Below are 21,242 nucleotides of genomic sequence, written 5' to 3'. Positions count from 1 at the left end.
TGAGCGATGCCCTGAATGAACTTGAACAGCAGCACCAACGATCGCGCTACAACCGCACGTCCATCGAGCCGAAAGCGAACTAATTTCAGCCGTGCCAAGCCGAGCAACGGATCACGCTACAGAAGTTGCCTCGATGAAAGTGCGGCTCCTTGTCCGCGATCACATCGGCTTTCACGTTGCCGAACGTGCTCTCTGGCTTGTGCTTGATGCCGTCGTAGAACGCCTGGATGATGTCTTCCTTGAAGTGCTCGCTGCGCGGATGCGCCTGCACCACCTGCGTACGCTCCACCTCGCTGTACTCCGGGTAGGTCAGCCCCAGCACGTCCATCTCGACGCCGGCCGTCACCAGCGCCACCACCGGGTGCATGTGCTGCGGAATCCCTGGCGTTGTGTGCAGCGCGATCGCGGTCCACACCAGGTCGACCTCCTGCTGCGAGATCCCGTGGCCGCGCAGAAACTCGCGCGCCACATTCGCACCGTCGACCTCGAAGCGTTCATGCGCACTGCTGTGCTTTTGAAGCAGCCCCATGTCGTGGAACATCGCGCCGGCATAGAGCAGTTCAGCGTCGAAGGTCAGCCCACGGTGCTTTCCAGCCAGCGCGCCGAAGTAGTAGACGCGGCTCGAGTGATGAAAGAGCAGCGGCGGCGCCGTGTCACGAACCAGTTCCGTGATCTCGCGCGCGAGTTTGCTGTCGGGGATGCTTGCCCCTTCGATGGTGGTTGTCGTCAAGGCCATGTGGATTTCTCCTGTGAGTGTGGGAACAACTTTAGGAGTCGGCTACAGTGTCTTCAACAGACGTGAAGCGACGAATCAAGCCATTGCATCGCTGAAAGAGACACACGCATGTACGCACACACGCAAACAAACACGCCATGCGCGCAGCCACCAAGACCATCGCGATCCTCGCCATGCCCGGCGTTCAGCTACTGGACGTGTCAGGTCCGCTCGACGTGTTCGCCGAAGCCAACGTGCAAGCCCAAGCGAACGCCTACAGGCTGCTCGTCATCGCAAGTCGGCCAGGTGCCATTCGCAGTTCATCCGGCGTGCGGCTGATGCCCGATGCGCTCGTCGGCGAAGAAATCGAAGGCCCGATCCACACCCTGCTCGTGGCCGGAACGCCGCACGCAGCAAGCGCTGTTTCCGACGTCGGCGTCAACGCCTGGCTGCGCAAGCTCACGCCCAAGGTGCGCCGCTTTGGCTCCGTCTGCAGCGGCGCCTTCATCCTTGCGCAAGCGGGGCTGCTCCACGGCCGCCGCGTGACCACGCACTGGGCCGTGGCAGAGCAGTTGGCGCACGACTTCCCCTCGGTCATCGTCGATGCCGACGCGATCCACGTGCGTGATGGCCGGCTGCGTACCGCCGCTGGCGTGACCGCTGGCCTCGACCTCTCCCTGGCACTCGTCGAAGAAGACCTCGGTCGAGAGATCGCCGTGAAGGTCGCGGCGCAACTGGTGATGTTCTTCAAGCGCCCTGGCGGACAGATGCAGTTCAGCCGCAAGGGCGAAGCCGCACCCACGGGCCGGTCGGCGTTGCAAGAGGTTCAGCGTTGGGTCGCGGCGAACCCGTCGCTGGACCACAGCGTTGCGAGTCTCGCAAGCCGGATGGGCCTCAGTGGCCGCCATTTCGCGCGCCTGTTCAGCCAGGAGGTGGGCGTCACGCCCGCGGTGTGGGTGGAAGAAATACGCGTGGCCGCCGCGCGCCGCCTGCTGGAGGCCGGAGACGCCGCACCCAAGCAGGTGGCCTCCCAGTGCGGGTTCGCCGACGTCGACACGCTGCGGCGTGCATTCCAGCGCCAGGTCGGCATCACGCCGGCGGAGTACCGCAAGCGCTACGCGCGCGCCGCCGACTGACGGCGCGCGCTGCGCTGAACAGGCCAGCGCAAAAAGAAAAGAGCGGGTGCCCGATCAGTCCGGAATGACCGCCGTGACTTCGATCTCGATCTTCGCGCGGTGCTCGACCAGCGCCGCCACCTGCACGCAGGTCATGGCCGGGAAGTTGCGGCCCATCGCGTCGCGATAGACCGGGCCCAGCTCCGCGAGGCGCCGGCTGTATTCGTCGCGGTCCGTCACGTACCAGGTCATGCGCACCATGTGCTCGGGGTCCGCGCCGCCCGCGCGAAGCACTTCGGCGATGTTGCGCAGCGCCTGGCCGCATTGGTCGATGAAGTCGTCCGATTCGAACTGCTGCTGTGCGTTCCAGCCGATCTGGCCGCCGACATACAGCGTCGTGCCGCGCGCGGCAACGCCGTTTGCATAGCCCTTGGGAGGCAACCAGCCCTCGGGCTGAAGGAGTTTGTGGATCATGGTGTGGTGTTGTTCAGTTGTCTCAGTTTGAAGCGCTGGAGCTTGCCGGTCTCGGTGCGCGGAAGCACCGTCACGAACTCGATCTCGCGCGGATATTTGAACGGCGCAATGGTGGCCTTCACGTGGTCCTGCAGCGCCTTCACCAGTGCGGCGTCGCCCTCGTTGCCCGGCTTGAGCACACAGAAGGCCTTGACGATCATGCCGCGGTCGGCATCGGGCTTGCCGATCACGCCGCACTCGGCCACGGCCGGATGCTTGAGCAGCGCGTCTTCGACCTCGGGGCCGCCGACGTTGTAGCCGGCGGTGATGATCATGTCGTCGGCGCGCGCCTGGTAGAAGAAGTAGCCGTCGTCGTCCTGCACGAACGAATCGCCGGGGTAGTTCCAGCCGTTCTTCACGTAGTCGGCCTGGCGCGGATCGTCCAGGTAGCGGCAACCGACCGGCCCTTGCAATGCAAGCTTGCCGACGGTGCCGCGCGGCACTTCGTTGCCTTCGTCGTCCACCACTTTCGCGGTGAAGCCCGGCACCGCCTTGCCGACCGCGCCCTTGCGCACCTGGTCGCCCGCAGCGGAAATGTAGATGTGAAAAACCTCGGTGCCGCCGATGCCGTCGAGCATCTCGATGCCGGTGGTTTCCTTCCACAGCTGGCGCGTTGCATCGGGCAAGGCTTCGCCCGCGCTCACGCTGATGCGCAGCCCCGGCATGCCGTGCTGCCGAACGAACGGCGCCATCTGGCGATAGAAGGTCGGTGCCGTGTAGCAGATGGTCGCGCCGACCTGGTTGATCAGCTTCACCAGCCCCTCGGGCGTGAACGGTGCATCGGGAAAGTACACCGAGGCTCCGGCCCACATCGGGAAGATCAACAGGCCGCCGAGCCCGAAGGTGAAGGCCAGTGGCGGCGAGCCCACCACGATGTCGTCGCTGCGTGCCTGCAGCACATGCCGCGGCCAGGTTTCGCACATCGCGAGCACGTCGCGGTGCGTGGTGACCGGCGCCTTCGGCTTGCCGGTGGTGCCCGACGTGAAGGCGAGCAGCGCGATGTCGTCGGCCGCTGTGGGGCAGGCCGTGAACACGCCGCTCTTGCCTGCGGCACGCGCCGAAAGTGAATCGGGTGCGTCGGGCTTGTTGAATGCAATCACCGTGGCAAGCACCGGATGCGCCTGCTGCGCCGCCACCAGTTCGTCGAGCAGCCGTCCGTCGCACAGCGCGGCCACGGGCCTCGACTTCTCGATGATCTCGCCCAGCTCCTTCGCGCGCAGCAACGGCATGGTCGCCACCGCGATCAGTCCGGCCTTGACCACCGCGAGCCACGCCAGAGCCATTGCGACCGAGTTGCCACCGCGCAGCAGCACGCGGTTGCCGGGCACCAGCTTCAGGTCTTCGACCAGCACCTGCGCGATGCGATTGACCTCGACGGCCGCCTGCCTGTACGTCAGCGTGCCTTCGGGCGAACGCAGCATCGGCTTGTCGCCGAAACCCTTCGTGGCTGCCTTGTCGAGCAGCTCCTCCACCAGGTTCAACTGGTCGGGCAGTTGAAGCTCGGGCAGGTCGTAGCGAAAGACCGGCAGCTGCTGTGCAGGTGGCAGGCGGTCGTGAACGAAGCGGTCGACTTGGGCAGACACAGTATTTATCCCCGCAGAACGGATTTGCCGATGATCAGTTGTTGAACCTCCGTCGCGCCTTCGTAGATGCGCAGCGAGCGGATGTCGCGGTAGAGGCTTTCAATCTTCGTGCCAACCTTCACGCCCAGGCCGCCGTGCATCTGCAGTGCCATGTCGATCACGCGGCTTGCGTTTTCGGTGGCGCACATCTTGGCCATTGCCGCGGCAGCAGAGACGTCGCCCACTGCAGGCGCGCCGCGTCGTTCGGCGTCGTCGCGCATCCATGCGGCGCGGTAGGTGAGCAATGCGGCGCTGTCGATCAGCGCGGCCATCTCGCCGAGCTTGGCCTGCGTGAGCTGGAAGTCGGCGAGCGTCTGTCCGAACATGCGACGGCCCTTGGCGTGCGCAATTGCTTCGGCCAGTGCACGGCGTCCCATGCCGAGCGCGGCCGCGGCAACCGATGCGCGGAAGATGTCGAGCGTGCGCATCGCCAGCTTGAAGCCGCCGTTCAGTTCGCCCAGCTGTGCCGTGCGCGGCACGACGCAGTTGTCGAAGCGCAGCGTGGCCAACGGGTGCGGTGCCATCACGTCGATGTGCTCCGAGGTGTCGAGTCCGGGTGTCGTCGCATCGACGATGAACACGGTGATGCCGCGCGTGCCACCCGCGGGGTCGGTCTTGGCGAACACGCAATAGAAGTCGGCGATGCCGCCATTGCTGATCCAGGTCTTCTGGCCGTTCAACAGCCAGCCATCGGCCGTGGCCTCGGCGCGCATGGCCATCGCGGCCACATCGGAGCCCGCATCGGGTTCGCTGAGCGCGAAGGCCGCGATCTTCTCGCCCTTGCCTACCGCCGTCAGGTACCTCGATTGCTGCTCCGGCGTGCCCGCGAGCGTGATTGCACCGCTGCCCAGACCCTGCATCGCAAACGCGAAATCGGCCAGTGGCGAGTGGTAGCCCAGCGTTTCGCGCAGCAGCACGAGCGCGCGTGAATCGAGGCGCTCCAGCGCGCCGCCCGCGCTGCCGGGCACGGCGTAGCGCAGCCAGCCGCCATCACCCAGGCGGCGTACCCATTCGCGGCAGGCCGCGCGGTCGTCGCGTTCGTCGATCTCCTGTGCTGCGCACCAGGGCAGCAGGTCTTGCGCAAGCGCGCGATGCGCGTCGTCGAAGAACGGCAGCGCAAGGTGCGCTGTCGAAGGCGGTGCGGGAATCTTGCCCATCATGGTCTTCAGTCTCCGCCGAACACAGGCTTGCGCTTGGCCGCGAAGGCTTCGTACGCACGCTTGAAATCTTCGGTCTGCATGCAGATGGCCTGCGCCTGGGCTTCGGCTTCGATGGCCTGGTCGATGGTCATCGACCATTCCTGCGACAGCATGGTCTTGGTCATGCCGTGCGCGAAGCTCGGGCCTTCGGCCAGTTCGCGCGCCACCTTGGTGGCAGCCTCAAGCAGCGCATCGCTTTCGTGCAGTGCGTTGAAGAAGCCCCAGGCATGGCCCTCTTGCGCCGTCATCGCGCGGCCGGTGAACAGCAGTTCCGACGCACGGCCCTGGCCGATCACGCGCGGCAGCAGTGCGCAGGCGCCCATGTCCGCGCCGGCCAGGCCGACACGCGTGAAGAGGAAGGCGGTGCGCGTGGCGGGCGAGCCGTAGCGCAGGTCGCAGGCCAGCGCGATCATCGCGCCCGCACCGGCGCACACGCCGTCGATGGCACCGACGATCGGCTGCGGGCATGCGCGAATGGCTTTCACCAGGTCGCCCGTCATGCGCGTGAACTCGAGCAGCTCGGGCATGCGCATGCCGGTGAGCGGGCCGATGATCTCGTGCACGTCGCCACCCGAGCAGAAGTTGCCGCCAGCGCCGGTGACCACGATGGCCTTCACGTCGGTGGCGTAGTTCAGTGCGCGAAACAGGTCGCGCAGCTCCGCGTACGAATCGAAAGTGAGCGGGTTCTTGCGCTCGGGCCGGTTCAGCGTGATGGTGCCGACGCCAGCTTCGTAGCTCCATGCGAAGTGTTCGGCCTTGTAGGCAGCCTTTGCCTCGAATTGCGCGCGCATGGGATTGCCCGCACCGATGTAATGCTTCATTCGGCCTCCGCCAGTAGTTGGCTGTGTGAGTGTTGCTTGACCTTGCCGAGCAGCTTGTGCAGCTGCGCGATCTCCTTGCTGTTGAGGCCCGCGAAGGCCTCGACGATCCAGTCTTCATGCTGCTGCGCCATCTCGTTGAAGAGCTTGCGCCCGCGCGGCGTGAGGCGCACGCGCCAGGCGCGGCGGTCGCCCTCGACGTTGATGCGCTCCACCAGCCCTTCGGTCACCAGCTGGTCGGTGATGCCGGTGACGTTGCCGCCCGTGACCATCATCCGGCGCGAGAGCTCGTTCATCTTCAGCCCGTCGGGCGAACGCTCGAGCTGCGACATCAGGTCGAAGCGCGGCAGCGTGGTCGTGAACTGCGAGCGCAGTTCGTTGCGCACCTGTTTTTCGATGAGTTGTGTGCAGGTGAGCAGCCGCAGCCAGAGCCGCAGGGCTTCGGGGTGTTCGCTGTGCGCGCGCGCTTCGAGGTCCATGTCAGTGTGTCTCCTCGGTGTTCTGCGCCGCCAGCGCAGCGTTCGCCGCAGCGGCAATCTGCTGCTGCTTGGCGATCTCGCGGTACATCTGGTCGCGGCCGCTCAGGTACTGCTTCGGCCAGTCGACGTCGCGGCTCTGCAGCTTGGCGGCTTCGTGCAGCGTCCATGCGGGGTCGGCGAGGTGCGGGCGCGCAATGGCGCACAGGTCGGCGCGGCCCGCCGCGATGATGCTGTTGGCCTGGTCGGCGTCGGTGATCGCGCCCACGGCGATGGTCGAGATGCCGACCTCGTTGCGGATGCGGTCCGAGAACGGCGTCTGGTACATGCGGCCGTAGATGGGCTTGGCGGCGCGCGTGGTCTGGCCGGACGACACGTCGATGAAGTCGGCGCCGGCCTCCTTGAAGAGCCTGGCCACCACCACCGCATCGGCGTCGGTGTTGCCACCTGGCGCCCAGTCGTGCGCAGAGATGCGCACGCTCATCGGCTTGTCTTGCGGCCACACGGCGCGCATGGCGCGGAACACTTCGAGCGGATAGCGGCAGCGCGCTTCGATGTCGCCGCCGTATTCGTCGGTGCGCTGGTTCGTGAGCGGGCTGATGAAGGCCGACAACAGGTAGCCGTGGGCACAGTGCAGTTCGAGCCAATCGAAGCCGCACGCGACGGCGCGGCGGGTGGAGTCGACGAACTGGTCGCGCAGCGTGTCCATCTCGGCGCGCGTGATCGCGGCCGGCAGCTGGTTCTGTTCACCGTAGGGCAGCGCGCTGGCGCCCAGCAGCGGCCAGTTGCCGGTTTCGAGCGGTTCGTCGGTGCCTTCCCAGCCCACGCGCGTGGAGCCCTTGGGCCCGCTGTGGCCGAGCTGCATCGCGATCTTCGCGCTCGACTGGCTGTGCACGAAATCGACGATGCGCTTGAACGCCGCCTGCTGCGTGTCGTTGTACAGGCCGGTGCAGGCCGGCGTGATGCGGCCTTCGGGCGTTGGGCTCGTCATTTCGACGAACACCATCGCGGCGCCGCCGAGCGCGCGTGCGCCCAGGTGCACCAGCAGGAAGTCTTGCGGCACGCCATCGACCGCGCTGTAGGTGGCCATCGGCGACACCAGGATGCGGTTCTTCAGCGTGAGGCCGCGCACCTTGTACGGCATGAGCATCGGCGCCATCGCCTTGCCGCCGGCCAGCCATTGTTCGTAGCCGCCGAGCCATTGCGTGTCGCGCACGCGCAGGTTCTCGTGGCTGATGCGTTGCGAGCGCGTGAGCAGCGAATAGGCGAACTGCTCGATCTGCATGCCCGTGTAGCGCGGCACGTTCTCGAACCATTCGGTCGAGTTGCGCGCGGCGTTCTGGATCTTCAGCACCTCGACGCTGCGGCGCGCCTCGTAGCCTTCGAGCACATGGTCGACGGTGCCGCCTTGTTCGAATTCGTTCGCAAGGTCGATGGCGTCTTCCAGTGCGAGCTTGGTGCCCGAGCCGATCGAGAAGTGCGCCGTGTGCGCCGCGTCGCCCATCAGCACCACGGGCACCGAGCGGCCTTCGACGTCGATGCGGTGCGTCCAGCGCTCGCACACCACGCGCGGAAAACGGATCCAGTTGGCCGAGCCGCGCAGGTGCGTGGCGTTGCTGATCAGCGAGTGGCCGCCCAGGTACCTGGCGAACAGCTTTTCGCAGAAGGCAATGGCCTCGGCCTGCTCCATCTGGTCCAGGCCATGGGCCTTCCACACGGCCTCGGGCGTCTCGACGATGAAGGTCGATGTCTTGTCGTCGAACTGGTAGGCATGCGCCTGGAACCAGCCGTGCTCGGTCTGTTCGAAGGCGAAGGTGAAGGCGTCGAAAGTCTGGTTCGTGCCCAGCCACACGAAGCGGCACTCGCGCAGGTCGACGTCGGGCTTGAACACCTCGGCGTAGCGCTGGCGGATGCGGCTGTTCAGGCCGTCGCTGGCAATCACCAGGTCGGCGTTGTACTTCGCGGCAATCGCCTGGTCGTCGGTGGCGTCGGTCTCGAACACCAGGTCGACGCCCAGCGCGAGGCAGCGTTCCTGCAGGATGTTCAGCAGGCGCTTGCGGCCGATGCCGCAGAAGCCGTGGCCGCCCGAGCGCACCTGGCGGCCCTTGAAGAACACCTGGATGTCGTCCCAGTGGTGGAACTCATTGCCGATCAGCGCCGCGGTCTCGGCGTCGGCGGTGCGCAGGTTGCCCAGTGTCTGGTCGCTCAGCACCACGCCCCAGCCGAAGGTGTCGAAGGGGCGGTTGCGTTCGACCACCGTGATCTGCAGCGCCGGGTTGCGCGCCTTCATCAACAGGGCGAAGTACAGGCCCGCCGGGCCGCCACCGATGCACAGGATGCGCTGGAGGTCCGAAGCGGGAGCGGAGAGGGCTGGACTGAGGCTGTTCATGGTTGAATAGTTTAGGCATAAACAATCTGCTGTCAATCCAGGTTTCGTAACCGCCCGCGACGGGCCTCGCGCACAGGGATGCAAAGCCTTGTAAAAATCAATACCATGGGCCCCATGCAAAACTTGATACCCAAGATCGAGTCGCAGCTGGCTTCGCTGCCTGTTCCCATCGCGCTGGAGTTGCCAGATGGCCGGCGTGTTGCCCAGGCGGGGGCCCGCGTCACGCTGGCCTTCAAGGAGTGGGCGGTACTGGCCAAGCTGGCCGCCCGGCAGGTCGGCGCCATCGGCGAGGCCTACGTGGAAGGCAAGGTGCAGATCGAGGGCGCCATGCGCGACCTGATCGATGCCACCGTCGGCATGCTGCCCGGCAACCCCGCCGAAACCGACACCAGCTGGTGGAGCCGCCTGCAGCACCTGGCCAAGTCGCATGGCTCGCATTCGCTGCGCAAGGACGCGGCGCAGATCGAGTTCCACTACGACGTTTCCGACGACTTCTATGCGCTGTGGCTCGACCCCCGGCGGGTCTATTCGTGCGCCTATTTCCGCACGCCCGAGCTCACGCTGGCGCAGGCGCAGGAAGCCAAGCTCGACCACATCTGCCGCAAGCTCATGCTGCAGCCCGGCGAGCGCTACCTGGACATCGGCTCCGGCTGGGGCGCGCTGCTGCTGTGGGCGGCCGAGCACTACGGCGTGGATGCGACCGGCATCACGCTCTCGAAGAACCAGCACGCGCACGTGCAGCGGCTGATTGAGGAAAAAGGCCTACAGGGCCGCGTGCGCGTCGAGCTGCGCGACTACCGCGAGCTGTCGGCCGACCAGCCCTTCGACAAGATATCGTCGGTCGGCATGTTCGAGCACGTGGGCGCGGCCAACATGCCGACCTACTTCCGCAAGATCCATTCGCTGCTCAAGCCCGGCGGCCTGGTCATGAACCACGGCATTACCTCGGGCGAGCTCAACTACCGCCAGCTGGGCGCGGGCATGGGCGACTTCATCGAAAAATACATCTTCCCCGGCGGCGAGCTTCTGCACGTGACGCACGTGCTGCGCGAAACCGCGGCGGCCGGCCTGGAGATGGTCGACACCGAGAGCCTGCGGCCGCACTACGCGCGCACGCTCTGGGCCTGGTCGGACGCGCTCGAGGCACAGCTGGGCACGGCGCTCGAAGTGCTGCAGCGCAGCGGCGGCCGGCAGGGCGGCGAGAACGCCGAGCGCGTGCTGCGCGCCTACCGCCTGTACCTTGCGGGCTCGGCCATGAGCTTCGAGCAGGGCTGGATCTCGCTTCACCAGATGCTTTCCACCAAGCCCGACGGCAAGGTCGAGCATGGCGTTTTGCGCGGCGCGCAATCGGTGTACCCTTTTGCCCGTGACTACATCTACAAGTGAGTGAAAAAAACCATGCTCTATCGATTCCAGTCCCGGGCCTCCCCTGATTTCGTGATGCTCGAAGTGCATGCGCGCCAACTGCTCGACATCGTCGGCAAGTCGGCGGCGCCGCAAGGCATCATCACGGTCGAGCAGATTCCCGGCGCCATCTCCGCCCTCGAAGCGGCGCTGGCCCGCGAGGGCAGCAACGCCCACAACAACGACGACTACGCGGTCGAAGGCCATGCCGCCGACGCCGAGAAGCAACATGTAGGACTGCACCAGCGTGCAGCGCCCCTGCTTCACATGCTCAAGGATTCGCTGGCCGAAAAGAAGGACGTGACCTGGAAGACCTGAGGCCAGGCCCCCGGTTTTTCTTCAGTCGACCTTCGCGCCCGAGTCTTTCACCACCTTCGCCCACTTCACGTGTTCGCTGGCAATCAGCTTCGTGAAGTCGGCCGGTGAATTGCCGCTCGGGATCGCACCCTGGGCAAGCATCTTTTCCTTGATGGCCGGCGTGCCGAGCGACTTGGCCACTTCCTGCTGGATGCGGTTCACGATCTCGGGCGAGGTGCCGGCCGGTGCCAGCAGTCCGAACCACGAGCTGGCTTCATAGCCCTTGAGCGTGGGGCCGCCCACTTCTTCCACCGTCGGAACGTCGGGCAGCGCCGGCGAGCGCTGCGCGCTGGTCACGGCCAGCGCCGTCAGCTTGCCGGCCTTGATCTGCGCCATCGACGAGGGCAGGTTGTCATACATGACGTCGGCGTTGCCGCCCACCATGTCCAGCAGCGCCGGGCCCGAGCCCTTGTACGGAATGTGCGCCATGAACGTGCCCGTCATGCTCTTGAACAGCTCGCCCGCCAGGTGGATCGAGGTGCCGCTGCCGCTCGACGCCATGTTCAGCTTGCCGGGGTTGGCCTTGGCGTACTTGATGAAGTCCTGCACGTTGCGGATGTTCAGCGCCTTCGCTTTTTCGGCGTTCATTTCCATCACGTTCGGCACCGCGGCCACCAGCGTGATCGGCACGAAGTCCTTGATCGGGTCGAAGGGCAGCTTGGGGTACAGCGCGCGGTTGATGCCGTGCGTGCCCACCGTGCCCATCAGCAGCGTGTAGCCGTCGTTCGGCGCGCGCGCCACGATCTCGGCGCCCACGTTGCCGCCGGCACCCGCGCGGTTGTCGACGATGAACTGCTGGCCGAAGGCCTTCGACAGCTCGGGCGCCACGGCGCGCGCCAGGATGTCGGTGGTGCCGCCGGCCGCGAACGGCACGACGATGCGCACCGGCTTGGTCGGCCAGGTGCCCTGGGCCCACGAAGGGGCGGCCATCAGGGTGAGGGCCGTGGCCACCGAGGCCGCGAGCAGGGTCCGGCGATTGGAAAAAGAGAGAGAAGAGAAAGAAGTCATGCGCGCGTTTGTACAGGCGGACGCCGCGCGCGTCGCGAGTAAAAACCCCGCAGGGCCGCGGGTCAGGCCACCTGCATCCGCTGCGCGAAGTGCTCGTCGCGAAAGCGCGCCAGCACGAAGTCGATGAACACCCGCGTCTTCGGCGGCAGCAGCTTCTTGCTCGGGTAGTAGAGCCACACCGCGCCCGTTTCCTGGTGCCACTCGGGCAGCAGCCGCACCAGCTCGCCGCTGCGCAGGCCGCGCTCCACGAAAGGCATCGGGAGCATCGCCGCGCCCAGCCCCATCAGCGCCGCATGGGCAATGGCCTCGGGGTCGTTGAAGATCGCGCGCGGCCGCGGCAGGTCGACCGTGGCTTCTTCGCCGCTCTTCCTGTGCCGCAAGGTCCAGCTGCGCAGCCGGCCGGTGGGCGAAGAACGGCGCAGCAGCGTGTCGAGCGCGGCCAGGTCGGCGGGCCGCACGGGCATCGCGCGGCCCTTCAGGTACGCCGGCGCGGCCACCGCCACCACGTGGATGCGCGACAGCTCGCGCGCCACCAGCCCGGCCGACAGCTCGATGCCGCCGCCGATGGCCGCGTCGAAGCCTTCGCCCACCAGGTCGACCTGCTGGTTGTCGAAATGCCAGTCCGGCACGATGCCCGGGTAGCGCGTGAGGAAGTCGCCCATCATCGGCAGCACGTGCTCGCGTCCGAAGGCCTGGCCCATGCTCACCTTCAGCGTGCCGGTGGGCTGGCCGTCGTCGGTGTCGACGCCGGCCACCGCCGCTTGCAGCGTGGCCAGGGCGGGGCCGATCTGCGCCAGGAAGCGCTCGCCGCCTTCGGTCAGCGTGAGGCGCCGCGTGCTGCGTTGGAACAGCCGCATGCCGAGCCGCGCTTCGAGCCGCGCCACATTCTTGCTGACGGCCGCGGGCGTGAGGCCCAGCCGCCGCGCGGCGGTCGAGAAGCTGCCGCCTTCCGCGCTCTGCACGAAGGATTCGAGGTGATTGAGCGGTTCCATGGGCGCATTTTCCAACTCATCTTCAACTTTTGGTTGAAATTCATTGCGCCAATTGATGGCTACCGCAAAGGGAATGGAATCCCGACACTGAAGTCATTCCTCCACACACCGATCGGAAAAATCATGGCTTCCAACGTTTCCTCTTCCTCGTCTTCTTCTTCCGCCGCCGCTGTTCTGGCCGGCAAGGCCGCCTTCGTCACCGGCGGCTCGCGCGGCATCGGCGCGGCCATCGTTCGCCGGCTGGCACGCGACGGCGCCGCCGTGGCCTTCACTTACGTCAGCGCGCAGGCTGAAGCCGAAAAGCTGGTCGCCGAAATCAAGGCGGCCGGCGGCCGGGCATTGGCCATCCGCGCCGACGCCGGCGATGCCGCCGCGCTGTCGGCCGCCATTGCACAGGGCGCGAGCGCCTTCGACCGGCTCGACATCCTGGTGAACAACGCCGGCGTCTATCTCGGCGGCGATCTCGGCACCTTCCCGCTCGCGGACTTCGACCGCACCATCGACGTCAACGTGCGCGCCGTGTTCGTGGCCGCGCAGGCCGCCGCGCGCCTCATGGGCGACGGCGGGCGCATCGTCAACATCGGCAGCATCAACGCCGAGCGCGTGCTGGACGCGGGCGCCAGCGTCTACGCGATGAGCAAGGCCGCCATCGTCGGCCTCACGCGCGGCCTGGCGCGCGACCTGGGCGCGCGCGGCATCACGGTGAACAACGTGCAGCCGGGCCCGGTCGATACCGACATGAACCCCGCCACCGGTCCGCGCGCCGCTTCCATGCACGACGTGATGGTGCTGCCGCGCCATGGCCGCGCCGAAGAAATCGCCGGCATGGTCGCCTACCTCGTGGGCCCCGATGGCGGCTTCGTCACCGGCGCCAGCCTGAGCGTGGACGGCGGCTACACGGTCTGATCGCCGGCTTGTCCGGACTCCGGCGCGGCGCCGTCGGACACGCGTTCCACCGCCCGAATCAGCGTGTCCAGCGTGGCGCTCATGCGGGCCAGTTCTTCCGCATCGACGCCCGCGAACAGCTCGGCCTCGCGCGCCCGGCCGAGCACGTCGACGGTGGCATGCAGCGCCTTGCCGGCGGCCGTGAGGTAGAGCCGGCTGCAGCGCTGGTCGGTCGGGTCGCCCCGGCGCTGCACACGCTTGTGGCGCTTCAGGCCCGCCAGCGCGCGGCTCACCGCCATCTTGTCCAGGCCGGTGAGGTCGGCGACCTGCGTGCCCGTCAGCCCCGGCTGCGTGGCGAGCACCGCCAGCGTGCGCCACTCGTTCAGCGTGAGCTGGTGTTCGCGGCCCACGCGTTCATGAAACGGCCGCGCCGTGAGGTTGACCACCCGCACCAGCTTGAAGAACAGCGGGTCCATGGCGCGGTGTCGTATGGGTCGTCAGCCGAGCAGTTTTTTCGCCGCGGCCACGATGGCCTCCGTGCCGATGCGTGACTGCGCTTCCAGCACCGGCGCATAGCCGACCGGAATGCGAGGCGCGCCCAGCCGTGCCACGCGGCAGCCCGTGGCCTCCGCGGCGCTGGCTGCGATCTCGGCACCGAAGCCCGCCGCCTGCACCGCCTCGTGCACCACCAGCAGCCGACCCGTGCGCGCGCACGACGACAACACCGTCTCGCGGTCCCATGGCCACAGCGTGCGCAGGTCGATCAGGTCGACCGCAATGCCTTCGGCCGCCAGCGCATCGCACGCGGCGGCGCAGGCCTGCATCTGCCGGCTCCAGCTCACCAGCGTGAGCGCGTTGCCCTCGCGCACCCGTGCGGCCTTGCCGAGCGGCACGGCAATGTCTTCATCGACCTCGCCGCGCAGGCCCCACAGCGTCTTGTGCTCGATGTAGACCACCGGGTCGCCGCACTGCAGCGCGGCGCGCAGCAGGCCGTAGTTGTCCTGCGGTGTCGACGGGCTCACCACCACCACGCCCGGCAGGTGCGCGAACCAGGCTTCGAGCGATTGCGAATGCTGCGCCGCCGACGCATCCCAGATGCCGCCCGGCATGCGCGCCACCAGCGGCACGCGGCCCTGGCCGCCGAACATGAAGCGGTTCTTGGCGGCCTGGTTCACCAGCTCGTCCATGCCGCACAGCGCGAAGTCGACCACGCGCATCTCGACCACCGGCCGCAACCCCGCCAGCGCCATGCCCACGCCGGCGCCCATGATCGCGGCCTCGCTGATCGGCGTGTCGATCACGCGTTCGGTGCCAAAGGCCTGCTGCAGTCCCTTGTACTGGCCGAAGATGCCGCCGCGGCCCACGTCTTCGCCCAGCACGACCACGCGCGCATCGGCCTCCATTTCGCGCCGGATCGCGAGCACCGCGGCCTCGGAATAGCTCATCTCGTTCGTCGGTGACATCAGTGCCATTGCCCCGCTCCGGTGGTTTGCACGTCGGTGAAGGCGGCACTGGCGTCGGGCCAGGGCGCGGCGTCGGCCACCGCGAGCGCGGTGTCGACTTCGTCGCGCGTCGCGTTCTCGATGGCGTCCAGCGTGGCGGCGGCGATGCCGCTCGACAGCAGCCGGCCGCGTGCCCGCGCGATCGGGTCGGTTTCCAGCGCGGCCGCCAGTTCCGCCGCGTCGCGGTAGGCCGCGAGGTCGACCGACACGTGGCCCTTCACCCGGTAGGTCAGCGCATGCAGCAGGCGCGGCCCGCCGCCGGCGCGCACCTCGCCCACCAGCCGCGCGGCGGCTTCGTGCACCGCGAACACATCGTTGCCATCGACCTGCGTGGCCGCGATGTCCATCGACGCGGCGCGCGCCGAAGCACCGTCGCCGGCCGTCATCGGTCCGCTCGCGGTGGTCGCGCTCCAGCGGTTGTCTTCGCACACGAAGAGCACCGGCAGGTCGTACACGCGCGCCCAGTTCAGCGCTTCGAGAAAAGGCCCGCGGTTGATGGCGCCGTCGCCGAAGAAGCAGACCGTGATGTCGCCATTTTTCTTGAGCAGCTTCTGCGCATGCGCCGCGCCGACGGCAATCGGCAGGCCAGCCGCGACCACGCCGTTGGCGCCCAGCATGCCGACCGAGAAGTCCGCGATGTGCATCGAGCCGCCCTTGCCGCCGTTGAAGCCGGTGGCCTTGCCGAACAGCTCGCACATCATCCGCGCGAGGTCGGCGCCCTTGGCCAGCGTGTGGCCGTGGCCGCGGTGGGTGGAGGTGAGGTAGTCGCTGGTGCGCAGGTGCGCGCAAACGCCCGCTGGCACCGCTTCCTGTCCGGTCGAGAGGTGCAGCGGCCCGCGCACCTTGGCGGCGCCGGCGGCCTGCTGGCCATAGGCGCTCACGCCGCCCTGGCTGGCCGTTTCGGCGGCGTTCTCGAACGCGCGGATGCGCACCATGGTGCGGTACAGCGCCTCGCCGGCGCTGCCTGGAATGCTCGGGTCCATCTTGTCTCCAACGCTCTTGAAGCTGGCGTTCAGAGAAAAATCGTATCAAGCGAGAGGGAATCGGCTCATCGGGCTTACCCGGCGCGCCGTGCCGGGTTGTTGGTGCCCGGAGGTGCTTCGTCGCGCGCAGCGGCTTCGCGCTTCTTCTTTATTTATTCTTCTTAATTAATATAGTAGTAGTAGATAAGGGTAAACCCCTCCTGTGGACAGCCCGCTTTTTCCCTTGGCTGACAACGACTTGTCATGCCTGCGTCACTGTGCGCACCCGTGCTCTCGCCGTGTACCGGAAAAAAGAACAACTCGCCAGCGGCGGCTTCGACTGTGGACAACCAGGGCCTTGTGCCAGAACTGTCCCCAGAGTTTTCCCTGGGACGCGGTGCGCGGCGAATCCGTTGCGCGAATCCGCTACTCGGTGACGGCCACCGCCTCGACTTCGATCAACAGGTCGGGCCGCGCGAGCTTCGACACTTCCACCAGGCTGCATGCGGGCAGCGGCGCCGAGAAGAACCTGTCTCTTGCCGTGCGGAACGCCGCGAGCTGGGACACGTCGGTCAGGAACACCGTGAGCTTCACCACGTCGCCCAGACTGGCGTCGCTGGCCGCGAGCGCGGTGCGCAGGTTTTCGAACACCTGCGTCGCCTGCCGTTCCATGTCGTCCGGTCCGACCAGGCGGCCTTCAACGTCCAGCGCGATCTGGCCCGACACGTAGAGCGTGCGGCGCGCGACGACCTCCACCACATGGCTGTAGCCGGTCGGTGCGTGCAACGCGGGGGGATTCGAATGCTTCACTTTTTTCTCCAGGTTCAATGGGCCGCAGCATGCCGCATTCCGCTGATGCCGGCATGTGGCGGCGAGCGTGGGCGCGCGGTAGGCCTACACCGCCGAAAGACGAGCCAGCATTCCCTTGCAGGACAACAGCCCGACCCGCTTGCGCGCCGCCCGATTGGCGAATGCGTGTGGCATCGTCCTGCACTCCCCCGCTTCTAGCGTCCATGAATCTGCCCGGAGCACCTGTCCATGATCAAAATCGGCATCGTTGACGACCACGCCGTCGTCCGCACGGGCCTGAAGGCCTTCTTCTCAACCTTTGTCGACTTCCGGGTCGTCGGCGAAGCCGGCACCGGCCGCGAAGCCATCGACCTCGTGCGCACCGCCGAAATGGACGTGCTGGTGATGGACCTGTCCATGCCCGGCCAGAGCGGCATCGACGCGCTCGCCATGGTGCGCGCCAAGGCGCCGGACCTCGGCGTGCTTATCCTGAGCGGCTATCCCGAAGAGCACTACGCGGTCAACCTGATCCGCCAGGGCGCCTCGGGCTACCTCAACAAGGAATGCGAGCCGGAAGAAATCGCCAAGGCCATCCGCACCGTCGCGCTGGGGCGCCGCTACATCTCGGCCTCGGTCGCCGAGCTGCTGGCGGGCCAGCTGGAACGCAAGGACAGCGCGCCGCCGCACAAGCACCTGTCGGAGCGCGAGTTCCAGGTGTTCCTGAAGCTGGCCAAGGGCGAGTCGGTGGGCAGCATCGGCGAGGCGCTGTCGCTGTCGGTGAAGACCATCAGCACCTACCGCACGCGGCTCATGGAGAAGATGAATCTCTCCACCAACAGCGACCTGACCTACTACGCGATCAAGACGCAGCTGATCGATTGAACGTGCGGCGTGGCGCGGGCGGCGAGCCCGCGCCGTTCGACGACGGCAGCAGCAACGGCGGATGACTTTCGGCACTGGCGGCTGAGTTGGCGACCGCGCATCTTCGGGTAGCCTCCTTCGCTCTTGCCACCCGCCCGCTCGTTTCCATGCGCTTCCCGTTTCCCGCTTCCGCTTCTTCACCCGATCGACGCACGCACGCCATGGCGCCGGCCAGCGCATGCGAGGCGCAATGAACTGGCTCCGCACCGCCATCGCCATGGCCGCGCTCGCGGGCCTGGCCGTTGCCGGCTACTGGGGCGTGACCTACTTCAACCTCAACCCGACACGCGAAGTCGGCGCGGTGGTCGACGAGTTCAACGGCGTCAAGGTCTTCTACAACGGCGGCGTGAACAACTCCGAGGGCCGCAACCTGTACCGCGACGGCTACAACCTGGGCATCAAGTACCAGTGCGTGGAGTTCGTCAAACGCTACTACTTCGAGCGCTTCAGCCATCGCATGCCCGACCCCTATGGCCATGCCCGCGACTTCTTCGATCCGCGGGCGGCGCAGGGCGCGCTGAACGGCAAGCGCGCGCTCGTGCAGTACCGCAACGGGCAGTCCGAGAAGCCGCGCATCGACGACCTGATCGTGTTTGCGCCCACGCTCTTCAACCCCTACGGTCACGTCGCCATCGTGGCCGGCGTGACCGATCGCGAGGTCGAGATCGTCCAGCAGAACCCGGGCCCGTTCGCGGACAGCCGCGCGCGCTTTGCCATGGACACCACGCAAGGCCGGTGGACCGTGTCGGGCGGCACGCTCGGCTGGTTGCGCCCCGCGAGCGCACCGCCATCGCCACCGCCAGCGGTCGCTTCCGAGGCGCACTGATCCGACCCCGCGAGACCCGTTGAAAGCGGCGCGGCCGGCACTTTGCCCGCCCGCCGGTTTCGCCCTTCGCACCGTCCGGGAATTCCCGGATGCCAAGCCCATGGCGGCAATGGGATAGTTAGTTCGCCCTTCAAACTAACTAATTTCTTACACGGCTTTTCTTGTCGGGCGCACCAACACTGGAGAGACATCGATGCAACTGAAACACACCCTGGCCGCCATGGCTTTCGGTCTCACGGCCGTGGGCGCGCTGGCGCAGACCGTGGTCGGCGTGAGCTGGTCCAACTTCCAGGAAGAACGCTGGAAGACCGACGAAGCAGCGATCAAGGCCCAGCTCGAGAAGCTCGGTGCCAAGTACATCAGTGCCGATGCGGGCGGCTCGCCCGAGAAGCAGCTCGGCGACATCGAGGGCCTGATGTCCAAGGGCGCCAAGGCGCTCATCGTGCTGGCGATGGACAAGGACGCCATCCTGCCCGCCGTGACCAAGGCCACGCGCCAGAAGGTGCCCGTGGTGGCTTACGACCGGCTGATCGAGGCGCCCGGCGTCTTCTACATCACCTTCGACAACGTCGAGGTCGGCCGCATGGAGGCGCGCGAGGTGCTGAAGGTCAAGCCCAAGGGCAACTACGTGATCATCAAGGGCTCGCCGAGCGACCCCAACGCCGACTTCCTGCGCGCCGGCCAGCAAGAGGTGCTGGCGGACGCCATCAAGAAGGGCGACATCAAGATCGTCGGCGACGAATACACCGAAGGCTGGAAGCCCGAGGTCGCGCAGAAGAACATGGAGCAGATCCTCACCAAGAACGGCAACAAGGTCGATGCCGTGGTGGCTGCCAACGACGGCACGGCCGGCGGCGCCGTCGCGGCGCTCACGGCCAAGGGCCTGCGCGGCATTCCGGTGTCGGGCCAGGACGCCGACTTTGCCGCGCTCAACCGCATCGCGCTCGGCACGCAGACCGCCACCATCTGGAAAGACTCGCGCGAACTCGGCCGCGAAGCCGCCTCCGCCGCCGTGGCGCTCGCCGCCGGCAAGCCGGTCGACAAGGCCGCGCCGTGGGCCGGTGGTGCCAAGAAGATCTCGCTGTCGTCGCGCCTGCTGACGCCCGTGCCGATCACGCGCGACAACCTCGACGTGATCGTCAAGGCTGGCTGGATCAAGAAGGACGAGCTCTGCAAGGGCGCGACGGGTGCCAGCGCACCCGCGGCCTGCAAGTAAGCCAGCACGCAAGCCAGTGACTACCGGCTGAGTGAATGAATGAACGAGCGGACGCAAGCCGCTCGCCAGCCGGTCAGTCTTCAATCCGCGCCACACCGTGTCCAGCCGCCCCGTTTCACGAGGCCGGCTCGGGCAAGGCCGCGCTCCTGTTTCTAGGGGGACCTGTCAATGAGCAATGAAACTCCGGGCTGGTGGCGCCGCACCGGCATCGACCTGCGGCTGATCCTGATGTGCCTGCTGCTGGTGGCCATGGCCGTGGTCTTCAGCGTCATGTCGGGCGGCGTGTTTCTGTCGCCCGAAAACCTGTACAACGTCGCGCAGCAGACGGCCGTGGTCGGCATCGTGTCGACCGTCATGGTGCTGATCATCGTGGCACGCCACATCGACCTGTCGGTCGGATCGGTCATGGGCTTTGTCGGCGTGCTCATCGCCTACCTGCAATACACCTCGGGCTGGTCGTGGCCCACGGCCTGCCTCGCGGGGCTCGCGGTGGCGCTGCTGGTGTCGATCTACCAGGGCTGGCTGACCGCCGTGCTCGGCGTGCCGTCGTTCGTGGTCACGCTGGGTGGCCTCATGTCGTTCCGCGGCGCGGCCTTTCTGGTGGCCGACGGCAAGACGCAACCGGTGAACGACGAATTCTTCCAGCGCCTGGGCGGCGGCTACGACGGCGGCATCGGCACCACGGCAAGCTGGGTGCTCGCGGCGCTGGTGGCGTTGGTGCTGTTCGGCCGCATGGTGCAAAAGCGCCGCGCACGCCAGCGCTACGACATGCCGACCGAGGCGCTGTGGCTCGACGTGCTGCTGACGGCGGTGCCGGTGGCGGTGGTGTTCGGCTTTGCGGCGGTCATGAACAACTACCAGATCTCGTCCAAGAGCGAGCCGCAGGGCATCCCGATTCCGGTGCTGATCTGGGCCGTGGTGGCGATCGTGCTGTCGTTCATCGTGCACCGCACGCGCTTCGGCCGCTACGTGTTCGCGATGGGCGGCAACCCCGATGCAGCGGCGCTGGTGGGCATTCCGGTGAAGCGGGTGACGCTGATGCTGTTCGCGTTGCTGGCGGTGCTGGTCACCGTCGCGGCCATCGTGTCGATCGCGCGGCTGAATGCGGGCACCAATTCGTTGGGCACGGGCATGGAGCTGTACGTGATCGCGGCGGCGGTCATCGGCGGCACGGCGCTGGCGGGCGGCAGCGGTTCGATCTTCGGCTCGGTGCTGGGCGCGCTGATCATGCAGTCGCTGGACAGCGGCATGTTGCTGCTCGACGTACCCATCGGTAAGCGCATGGTGATCATCGGCCAGGTGCTGATCGTGGCTGTCGTGTTCGACGTGCTGTATCGCCGCAAATTCGGGGAGAACTAGGATGACTTTTGTTCTTTGCCTCGCGTTTGAGGGGCGTTGTTCAGGGCGACGCCCACGCCGACGGTGTGCTCTGCTCCGCGAATGTCCCCCGCTTCGCTCCTCCTTTATTTCGCTGCGCAGAGCACACCATCCGCGTGAGCGTCATCAGAGTGGTCGTTGATCAGCGGTACACCA

Annotated in this window: 21 protein-coding genes; 8 read left to right on the top strand and 13 right to left on the bottom strand. The window is 66.9% G+C overall.

The features are described 5' to 3' along the window. Positions 1 to 85: 85 nt before the first annotated feature. Positions 86 to 736, bottom strand: coding sequence for an HD domain-containing protein (locus DBV14_RS21655; protein WP_124461932.1), 651 nt, complete (start codon positions 734 to 736; stop codon positions 86 to 88). Between the two features lie 137 nt (positions 737 to 873). Between DBV14_RS21655 and DBV14_RS21650 the strand changes: the two genes are divergently transcribed. Beyond that, a complete protein-coding gene (locus DBV14_RS21650; protein ID WP_124461930.1) occupies positions 874 to 1,851 on the top strand; it encodes a GlxA family transcriptional regulator in 978 nt (325 codons plus the stop codon). A gap of 54 nt (positions 1,852 to 1,905) precedes the next feature. Here DBV14_RS21650 and DBV14_RS21645 read toward each other — a convergent pair whose 3' ends face one another. Genes DBV14_RS21645 through DBV14_RS21620 form a run of 6 tightly spaced genes read right to left on the bottom strand, consistent with a single transcriptional unit; the run spans position 1,906 to position 8,847 of the window. Beyond that, on the bottom strand, positions 1,906 to 2,304 hold the full coding sequence (locus tag DBV14_RS21645) for a RidA family protein (protein WP_124461928.1): 399 nt from the start codon (positions 2,302 to 2,304) through the stop codon (positions 1,906 to 1,908). Continuing rightward, positions 2,301 to 3,926, bottom strand: coding sequence for an AMP-binding protein (locus DBV14_RS21640; protein WP_124461926.1), 1,626 nt, complete (start codon positions 3,924 to 3,926; stop codon positions 2,301 to 2,303). Before DBV14_RS21640 ends, DBV14_RS21645 begins: the two co-directional genes overlap by 4 nt. 5 nt (positions 3,927 to 3,931) lie before the next feature. Continuing rightward, positions 3,932 to 5,125 carry an acyl-CoA dehydrogenase family protein gene (locus DBV14_RS21635; RefSeq protein WP_124461924.1) on the bottom strand — a complete coding sequence of 398 codons (1,194 nt, stop codon included), beginning with the start codon at positions 5,123 to 5,125 and terminating at the stop codon, positions 3,932 to 3,934. A 5-nt stretch (positions 5,126 to 5,130) separates the two neighbouring features. After that, positions 5,131 to 5,985 (bottom strand): enoyl-CoA hydratase family protein, encoded by an 855-nt coding sequence (locus tag DBV14_RS21630; RefSeq protein ID WP_124461922.1) that lies wholly within the window; start codon positions 5,983 to 5,985, stop codon positions 5,131 to 5,133. Further along, the gene (locus tag DBV14_RS21625) at positions 5,982 to 6,461 is read right to left on the bottom strand and encodes a MarR family winged helix-turn-helix transcriptional regulator (protein WP_124461919.1); all 480 of its coding nucleotides are present in this window, start codon (positions 6,459 to 6,461) and stop codon (positions 5,982 to 5,984) included. The genes DBV14_RS21630 and DBV14_RS21625 overlap by 4 nt, the downstream gene beginning before the upstream one ends. Before the next feature lies 1 nt (position 6,462). Further along, on the bottom strand, positions 6,463 to 8,847 hold the full coding sequence (locus DBV14_RS21620) for a bifunctional salicylyl-CoA 5-hydroxylase/oxidoreductase (RefSeq protein ID WP_124461918.1): 2,385 nt from the start codon (positions 8,845 to 8,847) through the stop codon (positions 6,463 to 6,465). Between the two features lie 114 nt (positions 8,848 to 8,961). On the opposite strand from DBV14_RS21620, the gene DBV14_RS21615 reads away from it, so the two are divergent. Then, positions 8,962 to 10,233: a class I SAM-dependent methyltransferase gene (locus tag DBV14_RS21615; protein ID WP_124461916.1), complete on the top strand. Its 1,272-nt coding sequence runs from the start codon at positions 8,962 to 8,964 to the stop codon at positions 10,231 to 10,233. A 12-nt stretch (positions 10,234 to 10,245) separates the two neighbouring features. Beyond that, on the top strand, positions 10,246 to 10,569 hold the full coding sequence (locus DBV14_RS21610) for a DUF1840 domain-containing protein (RefSeq protein ID WP_124461914.1): 324 nt from the start codon (positions 10,246 to 10,248) through the stop codon (positions 10,567 to 10,569). A 21-nt stretch (positions 10,570 to 10,590) separates the two neighbouring features. Here the strand turns inward: DBV14_RS21610 and DBV14_RS21605 are convergent, their stop codons facing one another. Further along, on the bottom strand, positions 10,591 to 11,616 hold the full coding sequence (locus tag DBV14_RS21605) for a tripartite tricarboxylate transporter substrate binding protein (RefSeq protein ID WP_124461912.1): 1,026 nt from the start codon (positions 11,614 to 11,616) through the stop codon (positions 10,591 to 10,593). Positions 11,617 to 11,678: 62 nt separating this feature from the next. Further along, entirely contained in the window at positions 11,679 to 12,608 is a 930-nt protein-coding gene (locus DBV14_RS21600) for a LysR family transcriptional regulator (RefSeq protein ID WP_124461909.1), read from the bottom strand. Between the two features lie 123 nt (positions 12,609 to 12,731). On the opposite strand from DBV14_RS21600, the gene DBV14_RS21595 reads away from it, so the two are divergent. Then, the gene (locus DBV14_RS21595) at positions 12,732 to 13,514 is read left to right on the top strand and encodes an SDR family oxidoreductase (RefSeq protein WP_124461907.1); all 783 of its coding nucleotides are present in this window, start codon (positions 12,732 to 12,734) and stop codon (positions 13,512 to 13,514) included. Here DBV14_RS21595 and DBV14_RS21590 read toward each other — a convergent pair. The 4 genes from DBV14_RS21590 to DBV14_RS21575 form a co-directional block, all read right to left on the bottom strand. Beyond that, positions 13,502 to 13,969 carry a MarR family winged helix-turn-helix transcriptional regulator gene (locus DBV14_RS21590; protein WP_124461905.1) on the bottom strand — a complete coding sequence of 156 codons (468 nt, stop codon included), beginning with the start codon at positions 13,967 to 13,969 and terminating at the stop codon, positions 13,502 to 13,504. The two genes, DBV14_RS21595 and DBV14_RS21590, sit on opposite strands and share 13 nt — an antisense overlap. Positions 13,970 to 13,990: 21 nt before the next feature. After that, on the bottom strand, positions 13,991 to 14,965 hold the full coding sequence (locus tag DBV14_RS21585; protein ID WP_185546086.1) for an alpha-ketoacid dehydrogenase subunit beta: 975 nt from the start codon (positions 14,963 to 14,965) through the stop codon (positions 13,991 to 13,993). After that, a complete protein-coding gene (locus DBV14_RS21580) occupies positions 14,956 to 15,978 on the bottom strand; it encodes a thiamine pyrophosphate-dependent dehydrogenase E1 component subunit alpha (protein ID WP_124461903.1) in 1,023 nt (340 codons plus the stop codon). Before DBV14_RS21580 ends, DBV14_RS21585 begins: the two co-directional genes overlap by 10 nt. Before the next feature lie 405 nt (positions 15,979 to 16,383). Further along, complete coding sequence (locus DBV14_RS21575; protein WP_124461901.1) at positions 16,384 to 16,767, bottom strand: RidA family protein; 384 nt, start codon at positions 16,765 to 16,767, stop codon at positions 16,384 to 16,386. 228 nt (positions 16,768 to 16,995) lie between these two features. Between DBV14_RS21575 and DBV14_RS21570 the strand changes: the two genes are divergently transcribed. The 4 genes from DBV14_RS21570 (at position 16,996) to DBV14_RS21555 (ending at position 21,068) form a co-directional block, all read left to right on the top strand. Beyond that, a complete protein-coding gene (locus DBV14_RS21570) occupies positions 16,996 to 17,628 on the top strand; it encodes a response regulator transcription factor (protein ID WP_124461899.1) in 633 nt (210 codons plus the stop codon). Between the two features lie 229 nt (positions 17,629 to 17,857). Further along, a complete protein-coding gene (locus tag DBV14_RS21565) occupies positions 17,858 to 18,493 on the top strand; it encodes a CHAP domain-containing protein (protein WP_124461897.1) in 636 nt (211 codons plus the stop codon). Positions 18,494 to 18,686: 193 nt separating this feature from the next. After that, complete coding sequence (gene xylF, locus DBV14_RS21560) at positions 18,687 to 19,709, top strand: D-xylose ABC transporter substrate-binding protein (protein ID WP_124461895.1); 1,023 nt, start codon at positions 18,687 to 18,689, stop codon at positions 19,707 to 19,709. Positions 19,710 to 19,877: 168 nt separating this feature from the next. Further along, positions 19,878 to 21,068: a sugar ABC transporter permease gene (locus tag DBV14_RS21555; RefSeq protein WP_124461893.1), complete on the top strand. Its 1,191-nt coding sequence runs from the start codon at positions 19,878 to 19,880 to the stop codon at positions 21,066 to 21,068. Positions 21,069 to 21,242 lie beyond the last annotated feature (174 nt).

This window comes from Variovorax sp. KBW07, from assembly GCF_003852515.1.
GTDB lineage: Bacteria > Pseudomonadota > Gammaproteobacteria > Burkholderiales > Burkholderiaceae_C > Variovorax.
The sequence above is the reverse complement of the archived record's forward strand: the minus strand, read 5'-3'. Positions and strand labels throughout refer to the sequence as shown.